The sequence below is a fragment of the Paenibacillus sp. FSL H8-0260 genome, from assembly GCF_045040625.1.
GTDB lineage: Bacteria > Bacillota > Bacilli > Paenibacillales > Paenibacillaceae > Paenibacillus_AQ > Paenibacillus_AQ odorifer.
The window spans coordinates 2,055,106-2,078,928 of sequence record NZ_CP150298.1; the positions used below are offsets into that span (position 1 = coordinate 2,055,106).

Consider the following 23,823-nt stretch of genomic DNA (forward strand, 5'->3'; position numbering starts at 1 on the left):
TGAATTCTGGCACCCCTTAGTTTGAGCAGCGGTTAGCATTTTAGTATGCTCCAAAAGAAAACAGGGTATCCCGAAGCGATTATCGCTTGCGAGATACCCTTTTTTGTTATGCTGTATGGCCGGGCAGTGGGAAGAAAAGAAGTCTTTTAGATGATTGCTTTTAGGATAGCGAATCCATAGGCTGGCATCTTCACGTTCAGCTTGCTACGTTCTGTGCGTAGTGTTTCGCCTGTAAACAAGTTCTCCCAATCCCGCTCGTCTACGTCAATACGGAAGGTCTGAGCGGTCTCTTCACTGTTGATTAGTACCACAATCGTCTGCAGATCCAGCCGGCGCTCATAGGCTAGCTTGCTGCCTTGTTGTCCTGCCTCAAGGAAGGTAAATGTACCTGTGCGGAGAGCAGGGTGGTCATTGCGTATTTTAATAAGCTGACGATAGAACTCGAAGAGCTCTCGATCCTGCTTTTCAGGGTTCCACTCCATGCATTTGCGGCAACCAGGGTCACCTTCACCGTCCATGCCGATCTCGTCACCGTAATAGATGCAGGGAGTGCCCATAAAGGTGAATTGGAACAGTGCCGCTAATCGCATCTTGTTTTTGTCTCCAGCAGCCAGCGTAAGCAGTCGTGGAGTATCGTGGCTATCCAGCAGATTAAAAGCAACTTCACTAGCCTGCAGCGGGTAGCGTGATAACTGTTTACCAATGGAATTGGCGAATCCTTCAGCATCAAGAGTGCCATGCACAAAAAAGTCAAGGACGGCGTCAGTGAAAGGATAGTTCATAACGGCATCAAATTTATCGCCTTCCAGCCAAGGTGCAGATTCATGCCAGATTTCCCCCAATATGTAGGCCTCAGGATTAGCACGTTTAACCACCTTGCGGAATTCCCGCCAGAAATCATGATCCACTTCATTGGCAACGTCCAGACGCCAGCCATCGATCCCGACTTCTTTGATCCAGTATTCTGCGACTTTCAGTAAGTATTGTTTAACTTCAGGGTGTTCTGTGTTTAGCTTTGGCATTAGCGGTTCAAAAGCAAAGGTGTCATAAGTAGGGACACCGTTTTCAATCTGAAGCGGAAACTTACGAATATGGAACCAATCTTTAAAGGCGGAAGCCTCTCCTTTTTCTTGAACATCTACAAAAGGAGCAAAGGTTTTGCCAGAATGATTGAATACGGCATCTAGCAGGACACGAATCCCACGTTTATGGCAGCTATCGACGAGCTTTTTTAAAGTCTCAATATCTCCAAAATGCGGATCGACTTTCATATAGTCTTCTGTATCGTATTTGTGATTAGTAGTTGCATCAAAGATAGGTGTGAAATAAATAGCAGTGATCCCAAGCTCGTTAAGATGATCTAAATGATCAATAACCCCTTGCAGGTCGCCGCCAAAAAAATTGGTTGGTGTTGGTTCGGAGCCCCATGGCTGAACATTTTCCGGATCAAGGCTTGGGTCGCCATTTGCAAAGCGTTCTGGGAAGATCTGATAAAAAACAGCGTCCTTTACCCAGGCAGGCGGAGCAAATACATCAACGCGGTTAATGAAAGGGAATTCGAACAGCTTGTTTGGGTTTTCCGGCCGCACCGTTTGAAAGTCACTTTCGGTCATCCAAATTCGTTCGTTATCTTTTTGAAGTAAGAAGCCGTATTTCAAGCGGCGGTAGAGAGGTACTGAAGCACATTCCCAATAGTCAAACATAGCATCGGAGGTGAAGAGGGTCATGGGAATTAGCTCTTTTGTGGTATCCCAAGCATATTTATCTCCAGCAAAGGCGAACACTTCGGTTAAATCCCCTTTTTTAGCGCGTAGACGCAGGTGAATCGTACTTTCATTATAGGCATAAGACCAATTTAACCGCGGACGATGATACACTGCTTCCAGTAACATGATAAATCCTCCTAAAGTTTTGTTAGCGCTACTTCCTCGGATACTTCGGCAAAACCACATCGAAAGCATAGGCTAAGTTTTGTTAGCGTTACTTCCCCGGATACTTCGGCAAAACCACATCGAAAGCATAGGCTAAGTTTTGTTAGCGTTACTTTCTCGAAAGCATAAACTATTCCCGGACGATACTCCACAGAGCGCGTGGAATGTAGAATGTCGCTATTGTTATTGGTTGCACAGTTTTTTATGCAACATGCACTAAATCAGTAGCAGAGTAGCACATAACAAAGAGGCACAACCACCGCGAAGTAGCTTGCCCGAGGTTGTACCTTTGATAAGTAACATTGCCTTTTAATTATATAGAACAGGAGGCAGACAAGGGATGTTGTGCTTCATGCTGGACAGCCTCTTAACGTTTTGGATTATAGCATGGAATAAAAGGGCTTTCAATACTCTTGTTCAAACCATTGCACTAAATTTCACTAAAGTAAACGAGCATTGTGAAGGGCAATTTATGAGAAATCTCTTGAAATAGAGAAAATGTGGCATATTAGGGGCAAATAAAATAGATATTCCAATAATAAACACATGAATTATCGACTAATTAAAAGATATCATGTGAAAAATGGAGATATATGCCTATAATGTATATCAAATAATGGAAAATGACCCAATACAGTATATGCAAACGTTTTTAAAAACAATCGTTACTGTTGTATGATGTACTCATGAATGAAGCGCTTTCTTACCTGTGAAATGCAGATACAGAAGGAGCAAGCTAAAAGAAGAACTTTTTTTTTAGCCTTTCTGAAATCGTTTGCGCAGATTGCAGCACTACTATTTTCCATCTTACGTTTTTAAAAATTGGGAGGGGTTAAAGTAATGAAATTGAAAAAAATGATGGTTATCACCGCAGCTTTCTCAATGGCTCTGTCCGTTACAGCATGCGGTTCCAACAACAACAGTACGAATAACGGGGGCAACAACGCAGCAAAAGCTACTAATAATGCTACTACAGAGACTGCAGCGCCAGAGAGCACAGATGCAGCAGCAACAGATGAAATTGTACCTGAAGATGGCGCAACTCTAGTGGTATGGGAAAGTAAAGAAGAAAGACCTTTTGCAGATGAGATTGCTAAACAGTTCACAGCAAAATATAACGTTCCAGTCAAGGTTGAAGAATTGGCACCACCAGATCAAGTAACTAAACTTACTCAAGATGGTCCTTCAGGATTAGCGGCAGACGTTATTCTTATCCCTCACGATAACTTAGGTAAAGCGGCAAGCGCGAGCTTGGTTCTTCCTAACGATGTCTTCGGTGAAGAAACAAAAGCTAACAATACTGAAGCTTCGATTATCGGATCTTCGTACGAAGGCGAATTGTATGGTTACCCAAGAGCAGCAGAAACTTATGCATTGTTCTACAATAAATCGCTTGTTAAAGAAGCACCTAAATCATTTGATGATGTTCTTGCATTCAGCAAAACATTCACGGATAAATCGAAAAATAGATATGGGATTATGTGGGAAGTAGGAAACTTGTACTTCAACTACATGTTTATCGCTTCCGATGGCGGATACCTCTTCGGTAAGGATGGTACGGATAAAGATGATATCGGTCTTGCTAACGATGGTGCAATTGCAGGACTTAAAGAATTTGTGAAACTGAAGGAAGCATTGCCAATTAAGAGTGGTGATATCAACAGTGATATCAAACGCAGCTTGTTCAACTCTGGTGATGTAGCTATGGATATCACAGGTCCATGGGAGCTTGGAGGATACAAAGAAGCTCTTGGTGACAACCTTGGTATTGCTCCAATCCCTACAGTGAATGGCAAAACAGCAATTACATTCTCTGGTATTAAAATTTTCGCAGTTAACTCGTTTACTCAATATCCGAATGCTGCTAAATTGTATGCGAATTTTGCTTCAAGCAAAGACGCTCAGCTGTTACTGAACAAAACGATTGGTTCGGTTCCTACAAACAACGAGGCGCTTCTTGATCCACAGATCTCTAGCGATCCATATGTCTCTGTTTTTGCAGAACAAGCTAAGAACTCCCAACCGATGCCTTCTATTCCTGAAATGGGTAACGTATGGAGCCCAGTGAATGCTGCCCTTCCAGAAATTTGGGATAAAAATGGGGATCCAAAAGCAGCAATGGACAAAGCTGTACAACAAATCAAAGATTTGAATAACAGTGCATCCCAATAAGGATCATAATTCACTGTCTTAACAGCATACAGTGAATCAAGCTGCCCGCCGCATGTTTAGCGGCTGGCAGCTTCTTATTTTCACTCGGAGAGGAGAACGGAAGCGAAATGCAACGACATCGCACGAGGGCCGCAATACTGTCGACGATTTTTATGGGATTGGGACAAATATATAACCGCCAATTCGTTAAAGGAATATTATATTTAGCCGTAGAAGCTGTAGCCGTTTTTTATTTTATTGAGAACCTTGCCAACTCTTTATGGGGCATCGTAACACTAGGAGAGAATCCGAGTCGTCTGGTTAAAGTGAAGGGGATCGCCAAGATGGTTACCGGTGATCACTCGATTTATATCATGATCCAAAGCTTGATCACCATCCTTATTCTTATTCTATTGATTATCGCGTGGTATTTGAATATCAGAGATGCTTACAAGATTGGAGAAAAACGTGATAACGGTCTTCAGGCAAACACTTTTAAACAAAGTGTTCGTTATATCCTGGATTACAAGTTTGCTCAAGCGTTTCTAGTCTTGCCGGGCATTGGTGTTCTATTCTTTACGATTATGCCAATTATCTTCATGATCCTGTTGGCCTTTACGAACTATTCCGCACCTGATCATCTTCCACCCGCCAAATTGGTGGACTGGGTTGGATTTCAGACCTTTCGTAATTTATTGGTCCTTAAGACATGGAGCCACACTTTTTATGGTGTATTAACATGGACAATTATATGGGCAGTTCTTTCAACCATTACTACATACTTCGGAGGACTGTTGGTCGCTTTGCTGGTGAGTCAGAAGGGCATTCGCTTCAAAGGAATGTGGAGAGTAATTCTGATTGTGCCTTACGCGGTGCCACAGTTAATCTCGCTTCTGCTCATGCGCAACTTATTTAACGGTCAATTCGGGCCTATCAATCAATACATGGGGTATTTTGGATTGGATGGTTTACCGTGGCTGACTGACCCATTCTGGGCTAAGGTTACCGTAATTATCGTTAATATGTGGGTAGGTATTCCTGTTTCTATGCTGCTTATCATGGGCGTTCTGACTACTATCCCACGGGATATGTATGAAGCTGCTGAGGTGGATGGAGCATCGGGTTATCAGAAGTTCCGTATCGTAACGTTGCCGATGGTTTTGTTCTCTACAGCACCAACCTTGATTACGCAGTTTGCAGGTAACATCAACAACTTTAACGCGATCTTCCTATTAACTGGTGGTAGTCCGGTAAATGGTGACTATCAATATGCCGGTTCTACGGACTTGCTAGTAACCTGGTTATACAAATTAACGCTAGATCAGAATAAAAACAACATGGCTTCGGCAATAGGGATTATTATCTTTATCATTGTCGCTTCATTCTCCCTGTACAATTACCGCCGGACGAAGTCATTTAAAGAGGAGGATATGATCCAATGAGCAGAAAAGTCGCGAACTTTATTCGCTTAGCAGGTAGTTATATTATCTTGATTGCTTTGTCGATAGCTGCACTCTATCCTGCCCTTTGGATTCTTTTAGCTTCTTTCCGACCTGGTAAATCATTGTACAGCAAAACGTTTATTCCCGAGCAATTCACTTTATCACATTACAGAGAATTGTTCACATCACCCAGCTATATGTTTGGGACTTGGTATGCCAATACCTTGAAAATAGCTGTGTTCTCGATGCTTATCGGGGTAGTTCTTACTTTGTTAACCAGTTATGCCGTATCCAGATTCAGGTTTAAAGCGCGTAAAACAGCGTTATCCACCGTATTGATTCTTGGTATGTTCCCTGGTTTTATGAGTATGATCGCTATTTATATGCTGCTTAAAGAGTTTAATTTGCTGGATACACATATTGCGTTAATTATTGTTTATGCGGCCGGGGCGCCGCTGGGAGGGACCTTTATCGCCAAAGGTTTCCTCGATACGATTCCTCGTTCCTTGGATGAGGCCGCTCGTATTGACGGGGCGAGCAATTTCGGAATATTTATGCGAATCATCTTACCTTTGTCACGTCCTATGATCACATATATGGCGCTGACTCAGTTTGTTGGACCATGGGTGGACTTCATTTTTGCGAGACTCATTCTGCGGACTAAGGAGAACTGGACAGTTGCAGTGGGGATGTGGGATATGGTTAACACCAATCAAAACACTAACTTTACCTTGTTCTCTGCGGGTGCGGTTTTGATCTCCATTCCAATTATGATTTTGTTTGTATTCTTGCAACGTCTGCTAGTAGATGGCTTGACAGCAGGAGCTAGTAAGGGGTAAACCCATTCGCTCGCTTCATGCTAATAAATGATCAGGGTACAGCCTTTATACAGAAATGGAGGGCTGTACCCTTATTTCGCCATGGGGAGTGAACTTAATGAAAAAGTCCTGGACTCTATATTTTAAATCTGTTGGAGTTAAACTGTTCGTTATTTTATTTAGTTCTATAGTTCTCTTATCCTCCGTGCTAGGATTGACTTCCTATTTTGCCGCTAAAAATATCATTACGAATGAGGTTGCTGCAGCCTCCACACAATCTGTAGTTCAGGCAGCGGACAAGCTGGATTTTGTGCTGGCAGAGTATGAGGCACTATCAAGGCAGTTTGCACTCGACTCTGTGTTAAAGGGTGATTTAGAAAAAATAAATAGTGGCGAGCTTACAACTGTGGCCAAAGCCGGTGCTGAAGATCGGATTCGCAGAAAGCTGGACTTGGTAAAAGGGTCTGATGAGCGGATGTATGGCGTCAGGCTGGTATCCAAGAGCTTGGTAGACTCAGAATCTTATAAGTCTGCTGGTATAAGTGGGATTCGTAGTGATGAAGGCATTTCCGCAAGATTAGAGCAAATTGCCGCAGCTAAAGGAGAGCCAGTCTGGTTTCCCGTTCGTGAGAAAGGCTTTTTTGATGCTTATACTGAGCCCTCCTTAACTATGGGGAGATTGCTACGTAATCTTTTACATCCCGAAGCGGAGTATTACATGCTAATCGAAGTGAAAGGGAAGGCCATGACTGAAATGCTGTCTAACCTTCAGATTGGGATGACCGGTGAAATTCGTATCTTGAGTGCGGATGGCAGCATTGTGTATGGTGCGGATCATGCCAAGCTGGGTCAACCCTCTTACATAAAAGTTTCAGAAGAACAAGGGAAAGAGCAAAATCATTCATTTACAGCGGAGGATGAGAACGGAAGTTCTCAGCTTGTTGTATACCAGCCCCTGGCGACTGCCAAGTGGATGCTTATGGGGTATGCTCCTGTCAGTGATTTTACTAAGTCTGCGGACAAGCTTTTATATATCACATTTTCTGTGGTGCTGGCGGCAGCCTTAATAGCACTACTAATTGGTTATATTCTTGTTCGATTGGTAGGGCGCCCGCTGGGTAAGCTGGCAATATTGATGGAGGAAGGAGAGCGTGGGAACCTACAGGTACGAACCAATTTCAAGGGCAAAGATGAGATTGGCCGCTTGGGTCAAAGCTTCAACAAAATGATGGAGCAGATCTCCTTACTTGCAAGGCAGAGCGGGAATTCGGCAGATGAGGTCCTCCTTACTTCGGAACAATTAGTACAAGCATCAAGTACAATCTCCCTCCATGCCAGAGAGGTTGCGACCGCTACCGGTGAGATTGCAGCGGGGTCAGCCAGCCTCGCTGTTGAAGCCGAACGCAGTTATCACAATGTTGAGATTATCGGCAACAAAATGAGTGAAGTGACGGAAATAAATACAGTGATGGACCATTCAGCAGAACGGGTCATTGAGGTTAGCAATCAAGGTACAGAGCTGATGAAGCTGCTGGTAGAGCAGAGTGAGTCTACGGTAGAGGTGATCAATCGAATTCAAGATAATTCTACTAAGCTCAGAGAAAGCACTCATTTAATTCGCAGTATACTCAGCCCTATGATTGCTGTGAATAAGCAGACCAATATTTTGGCACTTAATGCTACCATAGAAGCAGTTAGAGCAGGTGCGGCAGGTAGAGGGTTCATAGTGATTGCTGATGAAATCAGGCAGCTCGCTAACCAGTCGAATGAATCGATTCAATCGGTCTCCAAGATCACGGAAGAGATTGGTCTACATATCGAGAACACCGTTAAGGATATCAATGAAGCCGCTCCTAAGTTCCGTGAACAAATCTCTTCTGTAAGAGAGTCATCAACGATATTCGCGAGTGTCAAAGAGGAAATGGAACATTTCATGAGACATATTAGTGAATCTTCTGCTTCTGTCCTCGAACTGATTGAGTTCCAGCGTCAACTCGGTGAATCCATGGCCAGCGTAAGCTCCATCGTCCAGCAAACCACTGCTTCGACGGAGGAGGTAGCTTCTATGTCATCTCAGCAATTCACGGTTAGTGAGGAATTGGTTGCCCTATCGGAAAAGCTGGAGGGCTTGGCAGCCGATCTTAAGCACTCTTTGGTTTCTTTTCAAGTATGACAATATTATTCGAATAGAGACGGGCAATTTTCCAATATAATGGAGAGTTGCTCGTTTTTGTTGATTTGATTGCTATCGGACGTTATCTTGTCTTCGAAGTGGCTAAAGAGATACACTTGTATTAAGTAATAAATGAAGAAAGTAGTGATCCATTGACGAACTTAAATCTGAGCCCCAGCGGGAGTCTTTTTCAGCAGGTTTTAATCGAGGGAGATTATAGTCCTCATTTTTTTGCTTACTATTATAAACAGTGGAATAACTACAATATGTCTTACCATCAGCATAATTCAACGGAAATCATGTATTTGATCTCAGGAAGTTGTATCGTGGATGTCCGTCCAAGCTCAGGAGGAGAAGAGAGAGTTCGGCTGAAGCGGGGAGAATTGATCATTTTAGACGCGAATGTTCCGCATAGGCTGATTGTTGAAGAGGGGGCACCTTGTCGGATGCTAAATGTGGAATTTGGCTTCATGGAATATAGAGGGGTTGCACCCTCTGTCGGCAAGCTAGCCCGTGAAGAAACGGCGCTCGCAGAAATGCTGCAGCTTCCTTTTTCCAGTTTAGTAATGCCTGATCCGGAGGAAATCTATCATGTTCTAAAGGGACTTGTGTTAGAGCTTGATCAGAGCGGCGGAAAGGGTGGAAGTATGGTTGATTTATTATTTTGTGAGCTTCTGTTGCGGTTATCCAAACTTCGGCAAGAGCAGCTTCATACCAGCCAACAGCCCTCGCAGCTTTATGTGCGCCGGAGCATTGAATTCCTGCATCAGAACTATGACCAGAACATTCAGGTTAAGGACATCGCTGCCGCAGTTAATCTGCATCCCGGATATTTGCATCGAATTTTTAAGAGCCATACGGGTCGGACGCTCAGCGATTACTTGAATATGCTGCGAATGGAGAAAGCGAAGATGCTGCTTGGGCAGAGCGACATCCCGATTGCTGAAATTGCAGATTACGTAGGAATTAGCAGCAGGCAATATTTTCACCTTCTTTTTAAAAAATTCGCCGATTGCACGCCTGTAGAATTCCGCAATTCCATTGAGCGTCACGCCTGGAGTTATGAAGAGCATGATTTTCAGTAGATAGGTTAGGATTTTTGACACCTTCTTTCAAAAGAGGTCATGATATTGGTTACGTTTTCCTTAGGTCCCTTGCTACAATGGACAGGAACAACCAATTCATTACCGGAGGATGATAACCATGTCATTTAAAGTGTCTTTTATAGGGGCAGGCAGCATTGGATTTACCCGTGGATTGTTGCGGGACTTACTAACTGTACCGGAATTTAAAAATATCGAAGTCTCATTTATGGATATTAACAGCCACAATCTGGAGATGGTCACGGAGCTATGCCAGCGTGATATTAAGGAGAATGGTTTAAATATACAAATTCAGGCGACAACGGATCGCAGAGAAGCACTGAAGGATGCCAAGTACGTATTTTGTACTATTCGGATGGGTGGGCTTGAAGCCTTTGCTACGGATGTGGACATTCCCTTAAAATACGGAGTCGATCAGTGTGTGGGAGATACTCTGTGTGCGGGTGGCATCATGTACGGGCAACGCGGAATTGCGGAGATGCTGAATATTTGCCGTGATATTAGGGAGATGGCAGCACCGGATGTGCTTTTGCTTAACTATTCGAATCCGATGGCTATGCTGACCTGGGCCTGCAATAAATATGGTGGTGTTCGGACCATCGGTCTATGTCATGGTGTACAGCATGGGCACCAACAAATTGCGGATGTGTATGGTCTTAAGAAATCCGAAGTTGATATTATCTGTGCGGGCATCAATCACCAGACCTGGTATATTTCAGCAAGTCATGAGGGGAAGGATCTGACCGAAGGTCTTTTAGAGGCTTTTGAGAAACATCCGGAATTCAGCCGTACGGAAAAAGTGCGCATCGATATGCTTCGTCGCTTTGGCTACTATAGTACAGAATCCAATGGACACTTAAGTGAGTACGTGCCATGGTACCGTAAACGCAGTGATGAAATTATGGATTGGATCGATCTGGGGAGCTGGATTAACGGAGAAACAGGCGGTTATCTGCGTGTCTGCACGGAAGGCCGGAATTGGTTCGAGACCGATTTTCCAAACTGGATGAAAGACCCGGCATTGGAGTATACGAAGGAGAATCGCGGGGAAGAGCACGGCTCTTATATTATAGAAGGATTGGAAACGGGACGAGTGTACCGGGGGCACTTTAATACAGTGAACAATGGTGTAATCTCTAATCTGCCAGATGATGCCATCATCGAAGCACCGGGATATGTAGACCGGAACGGGATCTCCATGCCATTGGTAGGTGAATTGCCGCTGGGTCCTGCCGCCGTATGTAACGTGAGCATTTCAGTGCAACGTCTGGCGGTTGAAGCAGCTGTACACGGCGATGATAAGCTGTTACGTCAGGCATTTATGATGGACCCACTCGTTGGTGCCGTATGTAACCCAAAAGAAATCTGGCAGATGGTCGATGAGATGCTCGTCGCAGGGGAACAGTGGCTGCCTCAATACAGCGAAGCTATTGCTAAGGCCAAGGAACGTTTGGCTTCAGGAGAGCTTATCCCAACGAACGCTAACAACGAGGGCGCTGCTCGCCTGAAGGTGAAGACGGTGGATGAGATGATGCAGGACCGGGAAGCAGCGAACAAAAATGCTGGTGAGTCTGATAAAGGCAAGGATAGAGAGAAGGTTCAATAAGGTGTAGCATTGAAAGCTTTTTAACTATAAATAACCTCCACATTCCAGAGTTTGGGATTGGAGGTTTTTTTAGGATGGAAGTCTAAGAGGGGAAAAACAAAACAGCAGTCATAGCTTACGAAAACAAGCTGACATGGGTGGGGAGTACAAGTTTATCGGTACCGATCCAAATTGTGAAATTAGGTTTATAGTAGGAGTTATTATGTAACTGAAAAAAGAAAGTTAGTTTAATTTCACTGGCTTATTTTTTTATCTATCCCGTAGCGCCGAGGGCTACAGTAATCCCACACAGTTGCCCTACATACTATACTGACGCATTCCCTGATCTTGCGGACTCAGATGAGCAATTTGCCCATCCCTGATACTTGCGGACCCAGATGACGCTATTCGCCCATCCCCCGATACTTGCGGACCCAGATGACGCTATTTGCCCATCCCCCGATACTTGCGGACCCAGATGACGCTATTTAGCAATTTATCACCTTTGGAGCGTATTATCGGACTCCAGTGCAGCTATTGCTCAGAATGAGGCTCGTTTTTGGTGTTTTTCATGCTAATAGCAGCTATGGGGTCCGATAGCAATCCAAATGTGCGCTAAAGCTACTTATAAGGTCATCTGTGTCCGAAAGCGCCGATCCCCCAGTAATCCCTCAGTTGCCCTAATTGGATTTCCAGCGCATTCCCTGATCTTACGGATCCAGATGACGTTATTCGTCCATTCCCTGATCTTACGGATCCAGATGACGCTATTCGTCCATTCCACGATACTTATGGACCCAGATGACGCTATTCGTCCATCCACGATACTTATGGAACCGGATGACGCTATTCGCCCATTCCACGATACTTAAGGAACCGGATGACGCTATTCGCCCATCCCCCGATACTTTCGGACCCAGATGACCCTATTTGCAAATTTATCGCCTTTGGAGCATATTATCGGACTCCAGTGCAGCTATTGCTCAGAATGAGGCTCGTTTTTGGTGTTTTTCATGCCTATAGCGGCTATGGGTTCCGATAGCAAGCCGAATATGCGCTATAGCTACGTATAAGGTCATCTGTGTCCGAAAGCGCCGATCCCCCAGAATCCCCCAGTTGCCCTACATACTATTCTGGCGCATCCCCGATACTTACGGACCCAAAGGGCGCTATTCGTCCATCCCCCGATACTTGCGGACCCAGATGACGCTATTTGTCCCTCCCCTGATACTTGCGAACTTAGATGACGCAATTTACGAAGTTTGTTGTTTTGTTCAAGAAGGAGCAACGCCAAAAACGCGGATGTCCCATCAGCCATTTTTGGCTTTTGGGATACCCGCGTTTTGGAGTGGGGGATTAAGAATTAACCGTACCCTTTGGACTAAAGAAGGTCTTCAGCGCCTGATACACTTCTTTTTTGTCTTTAATGACGTAATGCATGAATTGTTCGTGTTTCAGGTGGCGATAAGCTGACATCAAGGTACTGCTACGATTGTATTGGTTCACCTCACCGTAACCGAACATATTACTTCGTTTCAGCAGTTCTCCGATCAGCTTCACGCAACGTTCGTTGTCGGAGGTGAGATTATCACCATCGGAGAAGTGAAATGGATAAATATTGTACTGCGCAGGCGGGTAGCGGCTATCGATAATTTCAATCGCCCGCTGATATGCCGAGGAACAAATCGTTCCCCCGCTTTCGCCACGGGTGAAGAAATCATGCTCACTGACTTCCTTAGCCTCCGTATGGTGGGCGAGAAAAACAATCTCTACCTTCTCATACTGGCGGCGCAGAAAACGGGTCATCCAGAAGAAGAAGCTGCGGGCGCAGTATTTTTCAAACGAACCCATCGAACCTGACGTATCCATCATCGCAATAATGACCGCATTGGAATGAGGTGTTCTAATATCATCCCATGTTTTGTAGCGCAGATCATCTGGGCTGATACTGTGAATGCCGGGATTTCCGCTGCTTGCATTGCGTCGGAGATTCTCCAGCAGCGTACGTTTTTTATCGATGTTGGACATCATCCCTTTTTTACGAATATCGTTAAAAATTATGGATTTGACCTCGATCTCTTCCTTATTCTTAGGCTTCAGATGAGGCAATTCCATATCCTGAAACAGAATGTCCTCCAGATCTTCCAGATTGACCTCTGCTTCCACGGTATCTTGGCCCGGCTGATCACCTGCTTTTTCTCCCTTACCGGGCTGTGCCGATTGTGAATCGCGCCCAAGCACATCGCCGACCTGACTTTCCCCGTCCCCCTGTCCTACATGCTTCTGTTTACGGAAGTTATAAATAATCCGGTATTCATCCAGACTGCGAATCGGAACCTTCACAATCTGCTTACCGCCTGACAAAATAATATTTTCTTCGGTAACGAGGTCAGGCAAATTATCCTTGATGGCTTCTCTGACCTTTTGCTGATGGCGTTCCTGATCCTGATGACCTTTACGATGAAGGGACCAGTCTTCTTTTGAGACTACGAAGGAAAAGGGACCGGATGATTGCGACAGGATGACCACCTCCCATGGAATATGAAATGTTGATTGAGGGAATTTTTTGCAAAGTATATATTTGGGTCCCCCGCAAAGTACCTGAGTACGCATAGAAAGCAAAGCCTCACTTTGTGGGGATGTTTTGGGGTTGTAACTAAAGTATATTCATGGGGATGAGGGATATGTGATTTCTTATTCACTGATCTCATCTAGGGTCAGCACATAGCTGTTAGATTGGCTTTCGCCAGAGTAGTTACGTCCATCCATATTGAAAGAGTATTGAGCATTTACGGAGCCCTTAAGGAAACGACCCATTACCTGTTCACTCACCTGGACAAAATAATGAATGTTAACCATAGATGCAGCATTAACTACCCCCAGCGGCAAGGTGCCGGCAAATGAAGATTGTGAATTCGGAACTCCATCAATCACAATGCTGTTGGGATCAAGAAAACATTTTTCCGGGATTAGCCGATTCAGAGATATTTCCGCAGGCCAATTTCCGCTATTGGTTAGTGAGATCCAGCATTGGACTCGCTCTCCTGCTTCTACGATAGTTGGTTTTGCATGGACTACGAGTGAAATGACAGGTGTGACTACTAGGGTGGTAACTGTATTGGAACGAGAGGTTTGCCGTACGGTCCGTCCGTCTGGAAGCACAAAGGTATACTGAACACTACCATGGTTTTGTACGGCTGCGATTTCATGAATGTTAATGGCTGCAGGTATACTCACTTGAAAAATTACAACTGCTGTAGTTCCGCCTCTTAAAGTACCTAACTGGATGCCTTCCGCTGGTCGTGCACCTTTTTGCAACACTCCATTTAAGAGAACACTATCCCATACGAAAAGAGTACCTGAAGGTATAGCATCTGTTAGGACTGCATTTACAGCCAGATTCCCGTTGTTCGTTACCGTAAGCTCATATCTCAAATTATCGCCCGGAGCTGCTGTAACATGATCCACTTTTTTACTAATGGTGACCCCCGCTTGGACAAGTGAGACAACCGCAGTGTTACTTTCGGTCGTAATTGTATGCTCATCGACTGAATAGGTGACAACCGCGCTGTTGGTTAAGGCCAACGAGGGAGAAAACTCTGTTACTCGGACACGAAAAGTAATATCAACGCTTAGGTCTGTGTCCAGGGAACCGAGTAATATCCCCTGTGCCGGGTCTGATTCTGGGTAATAAATCCCACCTGCGATGACACTCCCCGGTATAAACACCGCCCCGTCCGGAATAGAAATTATTGCACTGATTTGAGTTAAGAGGCTGTTTCCTTCATTTGTAAGCCGCAAGGTGTAAGTGACTACATCCCCTATAAAAGAAGTCGGAGTACTTGCAGACAAGGAGGTCGAGAGCTGGTAGGAGCGTAAAGAAACCTGTACGGAATTTGAAAATAGATCTCCTTTAACGATTCTTCCCTCCGGTGTGGAAAAAGAAAAACGGCCTAGCGCTTTATTTTGCAGCACTAGGGAAGACGGCAGGGAAATGATGACGACTTGAAAGGCGATGCTCACTTGATTCTGCGGTGCAATAGAACCAAGGGGGATGCCTGAAGACGGTGTAGCCCCCGGAAGAGGCACACCGTCTCTGAGCACACTGTTGGAAATAAAGGATACACCTTCTGGAAGAATGTCAAACACCGTCAAAAAAGCATCTGTATTTCCATTATTACTGGCTGTAATGGTATACACCAAAGTGTCGCCTAAAGAGGCGTGGAATTTATCTGTACTCTTCAGCAATGAAAGCACGGGGCCCACGACCGGGGTGTTAACGGTATTGGAATAGACAATTCCGTCAACACCCGCTGCCGAGTTGAAGAGTACCATGGACTGATTGGTTACGACAGGTTGGGTACGTGAGCCGGGAATCATAACGCTACTACCTGAACCTGGAAGGTAATGGTTGAAGAAGCACCTGCAGCAATTGTACCAATTGCGATTCCCGAAGCCGGACTGCCACTAGGACGTGGGGCTCCATCTACGGTAATGCTTCCCGTTACGAACTGGCTGCCAGCTGGAATAGGGTCAACCATGATGACATTATTAACTGGTGAAATCCCTAAATTGGTGACAACAATCGTATAGGTGATGATATCGCCAACAACCGCATCAATAGAAGTAGTGCTCTTAACCACACTTACGTCAGGTGAAGATACAGGGATAATTAGGACATTTGAGACAGAGGATCCCGTGAGTGAACGTCCATCTGGTGGTGTGAATGTGAAATTTGCTGTAGCTTGATTGACCAATTGCTGCGGTGAAGGCAGGGACGCAATAGTAACCTGTAAGGTAATCGTTACTGTTACTGTACTTCCCGGAGCTACCGACCCAATACTTAAGCCAGTAGCCGGATCTGATCCTGGTTGTGGTACCCCATTCACGAGCACGCTGTTTGGAACAAAGACAGCTCCGTTCGGAATGGTATCGGTGATAACTACATTTGCTATGAGGTTACCAGTATTCGTCACATTTAAGGAGTAAGTAATCGTATCTCCGACAGTTGCGGCGGTTCTGTCCGCCCCTTTGACAACTACAATGATAGGTTGATATACCGGAATAACAAGTGTATTTGAGAATGAAGATCCTGAGAATGCGCCGGACGTGAAACTGACGGAAGCTTGATTACTAAGTGTTGCAGGATTAGGCAGCACATTGACAATCGTGTTGAACGAGACTTGGAAAGATGCTCCCGGTGCAAGTGTACCGAGCGAGACCCCGTTCGCTGGGTTCGCGCTAGGGCGTGGAGTGCCATCTACGGTCACACTGCCAGCGACAAAGCTAGAGCCTGCAGGTATTGGATCACTGAGGTTAACGTTACTGATATTTGCTATTCCGCTGTTGGTAACAGTGAGGTTATAAGTGATGGTATCCCCAACAACGGCATCGGTAGCTGTCGAAGATTTAGTGACGATAACGTTCGGTGAGGATACTGAGATTGTTGTTGTATTGGAATTGATCGAATTGTTAAATGTCCGTCCATCTGGAAGTGTGTATGCAAACGCGACGGAAGCTTGATTGAGCAGCTGTTGGCTTGCCGGCAATGTTGTGATAAGCACTGAGAACATTACAGACAGGCTTCCATTCGCGGAGATTACCCCCAGTGGGATCCCGGCAGCTGGGTCTGCTCCTGGAGCAGGAGCGCCTTGAATGAGTACACTATTTGGAATAAACGTTGTACCCGCTGGAATGGTGTCACTCAGGGTTGCTAAAGCTCCGTAGTTACCTGTGTTGGTCACATTTATAGTATAAGTAATCGTATCCCCAACGGTAGCATTGACTGAATTGGAGCTTTTTGCTGCTGCAAGAATAGGCAGATAGACAGGCGTCGTGACGATATTTGAGAAGGCTACATTTGAGACAACACCTGAGGTGAAGCTGACTGTTGACTGATTATTTAACAATCCAGTAGGCGGTAGTGAAACTACATTTACAGTAAAAGCAACAGTTACGGTTACACCAGGTGCTATGCTGCCTAGGGTCACTCCAGTAGCTGGGCTAACTCCTGTGCGAGGCACACCGTCCACAAGCACGCTGCCTGTCACAAAGGTGGTGCCGGCAGGAAGGGCGTCTGTGAAGACCACATTATTTACAGTGGCAATCCCGTTATTAGTTAAAGCTATGGAATAAGTAATAGTGTCACCGACTGTAGTTGATGTTGTGGTTGTAGTTTTAACTACAGCAATATTAGGTGAGGAGACCGGAATAGTGACGGTGTTAGAGAGTGCAGACCCATTAAGTGTACGTCCGTCGGGTAAGGTGAAGCTGTATGCTGCGGTTCCTTGATTGACCAGTTGCTGAGGACTAGGCAATGAAGTGATGTCAACCGTGAAAATGACTACGGTCGTTCCTCCAGGCTGTATTATTCCAGCTGCAATTCCGGTGGAAGGATCCGCTTGCGCTAAAGGGAGTCCATTAATGAGCACGCTATTCGGAACAAAAGCCGTACCTGCGGGAATATTATCCGTCAATGTTAAATTAGCAGCATAGTTTCCTGTGTTACTCACTGTCAGTGTGTAGCTAACGGCATCGCCAACCGTGGCATTGGCTGTACTAGCACTCTTGACTACGGCAATGTTCGGCTGGAACACAGGGACAGTAACGGTATTAGAAAAAGTGGAGCTTGAAATAACACCTGAAGTGAAGGTAACGGATGCCTGATTGATGAGTGAAGCTGTAGAAGGGACGGAGGTAACAGTAACACTGTAAGTAACCAGCGCTGATGCACCGGCTGCTAGAGTGCCGATAGATATCCCCGAAGCAGGATTCAAGTTCGGGAATGGAACTCCGTTGACAGACACGCTGCCTGTTACAAAAGTACTCCCTACCGGTGTAGGATCATTGAGTAAGACGCTAGTAACAGATTCTATACCATTATTAGTTATATTGACGTTGTAAGTGACCGTTTCACCAACAGCAACTGATGTTGAAGTAGTGCTCTTGGTAACGACAATGTTAGGAGCAGAGACTTGTAAAGTTACAGTGTTAGACACCGCAGTCCCAGATAACGGTCTACCGTCAGGCGGAGTAAAGGTAAAGCTTGCAGAAGCCTGATTACTAATCTGCTGAGGTGTTGGCAGGGAGATGATATCAACGGTGAAGCTGACTGCAATACTGGCACCAGGAGCGACATTTCCTACAGCTATCCCTGTATCAGGGGCTGATCCGGGTTGAGGCATACCACCTACAATGACACTATTAGGAACAAAAACTGTACCTGCTGGAATGTTATCAGTTAGCGTAAGATTTGCAGCCAGATTACCTGTGTTGCTAACAAGCACTGTGTAGATGACAGAATCACCGACAACTAAAGCATCGAAATCGCCGTCTCCATCAGCGGCACTTTTTACTAAGGAGATTTGGGGCTGAATAACTGGTGTAGTTGTGATATTAGATGAAGAAGAACCGGAGAATACACCGGATGTAAAACTGACAGACGACTGATTGTTAATCTGTGATGGTATCGGCATCGTTATCCTCACCTCGAATGTTACGGTAGCTGTGGCGCCAGGGCTCAAACTACCGATTGGAATGCCGGCGGACGGAACTGCTAGCGGCAGAGTAGTGCCACTTACAATTACGGTTCCGGGAATAAAAGCGACATTCTCAGGCAGAGGATCGCTGAGAATGATATTGCTTACTGTTGCAATACTGTTGTTGGTCAATACAGAGGTAAAGATAAGGATATCACCAGTAACAGCAGTAGCAGCGTTTACGCTTTTTACAACACTGACGTTAGGGGCGGACACTGGGACAGAGAGCGTATTGGACACTACATTTCCACCGAGCTGACGCCCGTCTGGAAGGGTGAAATTATATGTCGCTGAAGCAGAGTTCAGCAATACTTGTGATGGAGGCAGGGCTGTGATTGTGACCAGAAAACTTACGGTGACACTATCACCAGGAGCGAGCGGTCCAACTGGAATGCCAGTTGCCGGATTATATCCGGGCAAAGGTGTTCCTCCAATAATGACACTATTCGTGTCAAACACGGCTTGGGGTGGCAGGATATCAGTTACTAATAGAGTAGCTGCAATATTCCCGGTGTTGCTGATCAGGATGGAGTATGAGAGAGATCCCCCTACAGATGCCTGTGCTGCATTGGCGCTTTTGACCATACTAAGGATGGGCTGAAATACAGGTGTTACTATCGTGTTTGAGAGCGAAGAACCGGTGAACGCCCCAGAGGTGAAGGAGGCGCTGGCTCTGTTTGTAAACTGTGCTGGACTTGGCAAGGAAGCAACATTCACTCTAAAAGACACCGTGACAGAGCTGCCCGCGGCGATACTTCCGATTGCTATACCTGTACTTGGGTTAGCCGCTGCAACCGTCGAACCGTTGACAGTCACACTGCCTGCTACAAAAGCTCCCCCCGTAGGAATAGGGTCAGAGACAACAACGTTAGTAACAGTGACGCTGCTTGGGTTGGACACTATGACTGAATAAGTAAGATTTTCTCCAACCGCTACATTAGTTAGATTTGCAGTTTTGGTTAGTGTAATGTTTGGAGCGGAGACCGGAATGGTTAGGGTATTGGATAGACTGGTCCCGGAGAATGATCTTCCACTTGGCAGTTGGTAGGTGTAATTGCTACTGCCTTGATTATTCAGAACAGGTGGAGCAGGCAGAGATTGTACAGAGACAAGAAAGGTCACAGGAACAGCTGCCCCAGAAGCTAAAGTGCCTAAGTTAATTCCTGTAAGTGGAGAGTCAGCAGGTCTAGCAACACCGTTAACAGTTACACTTCCCGAGACAAAGGCGCTTCCTGAAGGAATATTGTCGCTCAGGGTTACAGCCGCCCCGATATTCCCTGAATTCTGAACATTTAACGTATAAAGAATATTGCCACCTACAGTTGCACTGGAAACGTTCGAGCTTTTTGCAATTTGGATTACAGGCTGATACACGGGAGTTGTAGTCGTGTTTGAGACTGAAATGCCAGTAAAAGCACCCGAGCTAAAAGAGGCACTAGATTTATTCAATAGCTGAGCGGGACTTGGTAATGAGATAACGTTGACTTGAAAAGTGACGGCAACGGAGCTTCCGGGAGCGATGGTACCGACAGCAATCCCTGTTCCAGGATTAGCTGAGGGTTGTGATACACCGGCGACGGTGACACTTCCGGGAACCAGCGATGTACCCGCAGGTATGGTATCTGAGAGTGAAACGTTGGTAACTGCTGCAATTCCGTTGTTACTGATTACTGAGGTGTAGAGCAGTATATCTCCGACAGTTACGTCGGTGAATCCAGCGCTTTTGACTACGGTAACATTGGGTGTTGTAACGGGAATAGACAAAGTGTTGGACGAGGCAGAACCAGCTACCGTTCGCCCATCTGGAACTTGAAACGTATAAGCGGCGCTTGCTTGGTCAACCAACTGCGGCGGTGAGGGAAGACTATTCACGATGACCCGAAATTGAACAGTAGAACTGCCACCGGCGGCAACCGTACCGATAGCAATCCCCGTGGCAGGGTTACCAGCGATAGGATTTCCATTGACGGTGAAGCTGCCTGCGACGTAAGAGCTGCCTGAAGGAATGTTATCCGTAAGTGTTGTTACCGCGCCGATATTTCCTGTGTTCGTGATTTGAAGGGTATAGGTGATCTGATCTCCAACCGTAGCATTGGTGGTATTGGCTGATTTCACAATGTTAAGGACGGGTGAATATACAGGTAAGGTTACTGTATTAGATGGAATGACCCCCGTCATGATAGGGCCTCCGGCTACACTTTGAAACGTAAAGGCAGCGTTGGCAGTATTTGCGATATTTTGTGGACTTGGCGGCAATGAAGTGACTTTGGCTTGATATGTAACCGTTATTGAACTGCTTAAAGCTAATGAGCCTAATGGGATTCCTGCTGTAATATCAAAAGTAGGCCTTACGACGCCAGCAACGACTACGCTTCCAGTTACAAAAGTGGATCCTGCCGGCAGCGCATCTGATAAAACGACACTTGCTGCTCCTGCTGTTCCTGTATTACTGACAGTCACCGTATAAGTTACCGTATCACCGACTATGGGGCCGGCTACATTAGCGCTTTTAGTGAGGTTTATTTTAGGAGCATTGATATCAACCTGTATGGCATTACCGTTGAGTACATAAGCATCGCCTGAGGTGGTTAATTGTAATACGGCTGAAGATTGATTGTTTATCAGCCGGGCGGAGACGTCAACATTGGTAATATCCCAGCCTTGACGGCCGCCGATAATGTTGGTCCCTGGGTTTCCGTTGGTTTGATTGCGGTTTCCAAAGGTACCTGTTGTGTTTAGATTACCTGCATCATTGTTAATCTGTGACGCAAAAAAGTTGTTGGCAAAGTTGTTTGGTCCCGATAAAGCAACAAGTGTAGCCGAGGTTGGACCAAATAACGCTTGATCCCCCGAACGGTTGGCATCCCCCTCCTGTGCGCTGAATAACGCTCTGCCGCCAAGCGCACCTGTAATTGGTGTTGCGAAGCCTGTGATCGTAGTTGAAACTGGGGCTGAGGTTGCCTGTACAAGTATTGCACCTGCCCGTAGGGACATATTGCGAAAAGGTAAGGCTGTATTTTGGTAGATTACGCCTAATGTCCAGCCAGCATGGTTGGCCGTGGAATCACTAGGGATAACAATCGTACCCACTACACCGCCAGTGGTGTAGGTGCCGGCGCCGCCTTGTTGGATAATGCTGGTCACGTTGGCGGAACGAACATATGCTGATGCACCACCTCCCAAATCGACTACGTTGCTCGTTGCTGAATCGGGAGTAACGCTGAATGTAGTGCCAGCAGGAGTTATTAGGGAGACAGGATTGTTAATGGCCGAACTGAGGTTAACGGTTCCGTTAATATAGGTACCGCCCCATATCAGTTCTGCATACAGCACTGTGCTGCCAGATGGTAGGACCAGTATGGCTGCTGAACTGTTGCTTGTATAAAGACTAGTAGTTCCGCTAGGATAGGAACCAAATGTCGATGAAGTATTAACAGTAGTAAAGCCACCGATGCTGTCTAGTGTCCCTGGCACTCCGATCGTATCGGAGCGGCTAAGTCCAAGCGTGTTGCCGGTAAATGTGATAGCACCGGTCGCATTGATCGTTGCCCGTACGACTAGTGGAATGATTCTCACCTCCTTCGAGGTTGATTTTGGCCAAAAGTGAACCGTCCTATAGTTAGGACGGCACAGTTAATACCTGTATGTTAGCCTATGATACAAAATGGGTATTAGTGTATGTCCCATCTTAAAATTATAGAAAAAAATGTCTGTTTTGTGATTTAAGTCTTCGTTCGACAAGAACATGAGGTTCAGGATAATGACTTCTGCTCATCAGCTCCAGCTCCTGATCAGTGATATTGTGCTTGATAACGACAAAATGGTACATGATTTCATGCACTACATTTGCTTGAAGGGTCTTTAGTATTTCTAGTTCTTCAGTTTCGTAAAGCGGATCTTCATAAGGGTGTTGATAGAATAACTCCATCCGCAGCAACCGATAATCGAAGGGTGGTGCGGGTACAGGGTAGTCTGGAATAGCTGGGCATACTGGACCGGATGGGGGTTGGAAGAAGGATCCTGTAAAATGCCGGGGGGTATATTCGTCAAACTTCTGCTTAAAGGAAGGATTGGACATATGGGCAAAGCTGTGGGCATAGGGTGCTAGAATGCAAACAACTGCTTTATGGATGCTAATTCTGTGAATTTCCGCCATGGCTGCGAATAAATTGTCCACATAAGGCAGTACACGGCTAGCCATAACTAACTCAGCGCTATTGTCAGGGAGAGGAATCTCTTGGCAAATATCACAGACAATATCTACAACAGGACCCGCGATCCGATCGATCCCGAGATAACCTGCTTCCTTATTAGATCCACAGCCGATATCGATTTTCAAGGGGCTCACTCCTTTCCTTTGGGATAAATCAGGCTCACACTATTGTATTAATACCGCTGTAGCCTGCATCCGACGGATGCCTAATAGAGGCTGGAAGTTATCTAAAATTACTTCATATGAAACTTTCATAGAGTGGTTAACGTTATAAGAGTATACTTATGAAGATGACTTTGAAAATAATCGCCACATAGAGGAGGCACTCAACATGAAAAAACAACGTTCATTACCCGCCATAGCAGCGATTGCTGCCTTAACATTTGCCTTAACCGCTTGCGGTGGGAATAATTCGGCACAGACTTCAGGAGAACCGACTGCAACACCTTCTCCAACTCCAACCGAGAGCGCAAGCACAGCTGAGCCTACAGAAGCTCCAAGCACTCCCGTACCCACTGAGAACCCAAGTACAGCCACACCAACCGAAAATCCGAGCACAGCTAAACCTAGTTCTACTCCAAAAGCTGAAGGTAAAACAATAAAATTGACGGCCGTTTATATCGGACAAATAGATAGTCATTCCGTTGAGATTGCGACAAAAGAAGGTCCAACCGCTTTTGAGATTTCAGCTGGGATGGAGAGTATACTTGATACTTTGAATTCCGATGATTCCGTAGTTATTGAATACGTGGAAAAAGCAGTGGAGGGCGATCCGTCTGTTAAGCAACGTGTGCTGACAAAGCTGGCTCTAGCGAAATAATTGAATGTATTAATTTGCAAATAGAGGGTGTCTCAGCAATCATATAGTG

Annotated in this window: 12 protein-coding genes; 7 read left to right on the top strand and 5 right to left on the bottom strand. The window is 45.6% G+C overall.

What is annotated here, in order from left to right; genetic code table 11:
- Positions 1-146: 146 nt before the first annotated feature.
- Complete coding sequence (locus tag MHI51_RS08745; protein ID WP_076277540.1) at positions 147-1,892, bottom strand: alpha-glycosidase; 1,746 nt, start codon at positions 1,890-1,892, stop codon at positions 147-149.
- 879 nt (positions 1,893-2,771) lie between these two features.
- Between MHI51_RS08745 and MHI51_RS08750 the strand changes: the two genes are divergently transcribed.
- From MHI51_RS08750 to MHI51_RS08775, 6 genes are all read left to right on the top strand, one after another.
- Complete coding sequence (locus MHI51_RS08750) at positions 2,772-4,103, top strand: maltose ABC transporter substrate-binding protein (protein ID WP_076126469.1); 1,332 nt, start codon at positions 2,772-2,774, stop codon at positions 4,101-4,103.
- A gap of 107 nt (positions 4,104-4,210) precedes the next feature.
- Complete coding sequence (locus MHI51_RS08755; protein ID WP_036684375.1) at positions 4,211-5,524, top strand: sugar ABC transporter permease; 1,314 nt, start codon at positions 4,211-4,213, stop codon at positions 5,522-5,524.
- A complete protein-coding gene (locus MHI51_RS08760; RefSeq protein ID WP_076126471.1) occupies positions 5,521-6,363 on the top strand; it encodes a sugar ABC transporter permease in 843 nt (280 codons plus the stop codon). Before MHI51_RS08755 ends, MHI51_RS08760 begins: the two co-directional genes overlap by 4 nt.
- Before the next feature lie 97 nt (positions 6,364-6,460).
- Positions 6,461-8,515, top strand: coding sequence for a methyl-accepting chemotaxis protein (locus tag MHI51_RS08765; RefSeq protein WP_081387595.1), 2,055 nt, complete (start codon positions 6,461-6,463; stop codon positions 8,513-8,515).
- Between the two features lie 167 nt (positions 8,516-8,682).
- Entirely contained in the window at positions 8,683-9,600 is a 918-nt protein-coding gene (locus tag MHI51_RS08770; protein WP_076218412.1) for an AraC family transcriptional regulator, read from the top strand.
- A 118-nt stretch (positions 9,601-9,718) separates the two neighbouring features.
- Entirely contained in the window at positions 9,719-11,224 is a 1,506-nt protein-coding gene (locus MHI51_RS08775; protein ID WP_076126474.1) for an alpha-glucosidase/alpha-galactosidase, read from the top strand.
- A gap of 1,335 nt (positions 11,225-12,559) precedes the next feature.
- Here the strand turns inward: MHI51_RS08775 and yhbH are convergent.
- The 4 genes from yhbH to MHI51_RS08795 form a co-directional block, all read right to left on the bottom strand.
- On the bottom strand, positions 12,560-13,723 hold the full coding sequence (yhbH, locus tag MHI51_RS08780) for a sporulation protein YhbH (RefSeq protein WP_036684553.1): 1,164 nt from the start codon (positions 13,721-13,723) through the stop codon (positions 12,560-12,562).
- Between the two features lie 174 nt (positions 13,724-13,897).
- Entirely contained in the window at positions 13,898-15,583 is a 1,686-nt protein-coding gene (locus tag MHI51_RS08785) for a hypothetical protein (RefSeq protein ID WP_341001744.1), read from the bottom strand.
- Positions 15,580-22,317, bottom strand: a complete 6,738-nt coding sequence (locus MHI51_RS08790) for a hypothetical protein (RefSeq protein ID WP_405173773.1) — start codon at positions 22,315-22,317, stop codon at positions 15,580-15,582. The genes MHI51_RS08785 and MHI51_RS08790 overlap by 4 nt, the downstream gene beginning before the upstream one ends.
- 118 nt (positions 22,318-22,435) lie before the next feature.
- Entirely contained in the window at positions 22,436-23,080 is a 645-nt protein-coding gene (locus MHI51_RS08795; protein WP_076219343.1) for a methyltransferase domain-containing protein, read from the bottom strand.
- A 205-nt stretch (positions 23,081-23,285) separates the two neighbouring features.
- On the opposite strand from MHI51_RS08795, the gene MHI51_RS08800 reads away from it, so the two are divergent.
- The gene (locus MHI51_RS08800) at positions 23,286-23,774 is read left to right on the top strand and encodes a hypothetical protein (protein ID WP_076219342.1); all 489 of its coding nucleotides are present in this window, start codon (positions 23,286-23,288) and stop codon (positions 23,772-23,774) included.
- The last annotated feature ends 49 nt before the right edge of the window (positions 23,775-23,823 follow it).

Excerpts from the sequence above, each read along its gene's own strand:
- MHI51_RS08750 (WP_076126469.1), top strand. The coding sequence starts at position 2,772 with ATGAAATTGAAAAAAATGATGGTTATCACCGCAGCTTTCTCAATGGCT.
- MHI51_RS08745 (WP_076277540.1), bottom strand. The coding sequence starts at position 1,892 with ATGTTACTGGAAGCAGTGTATCATCGTCCGCGGTTAAATTGGTCTTAT.
- MHI51_RS08800 (WP_076219342.1), top strand. The coding sequence starts at position 23,286 with ATGAAAAAACAACGTTCATTACCCGCCATAGCAGCGATTGCTGCCTTA.
- MHI51_RS08760 (WP_076126471.1), top strand. The coding sequence starts at position 5,521 with ATGAGCAGAAAAGTCGCGAACTTTATTCGCTTAGCAGGTAGTTATATT.
- MHI51_RS08785 (WP_341001744.1), bottom strand. The coding sequence starts at position 15,583 with ATGATTCCCGGCTCACGTACCCAACCTGTCGTAACCAATCAGTCCATG.
- MHI51_RS08755 (WP_036684375.1), top strand. The coding sequence starts at position 4,211 with ATGCAACGACATCGCACGAGGGCCGCAATACTGTCGACGATTTTTATG.
- MHI51_RS08775 (WP_076126474.1), top strand. The coding sequence starts at position 9,719 with ATGTCATTTAAAGTGTCTTTTATAGGGGCAGGCAGCATTGGATTTACC.
- MHI51_RS08765 (WP_081387595.1), top strand. The coding sequence starts at position 6,461 with ATGAAAAAGTCCTGGACTCTATATTTTAAATCTGTTGGAGTTAAACTG.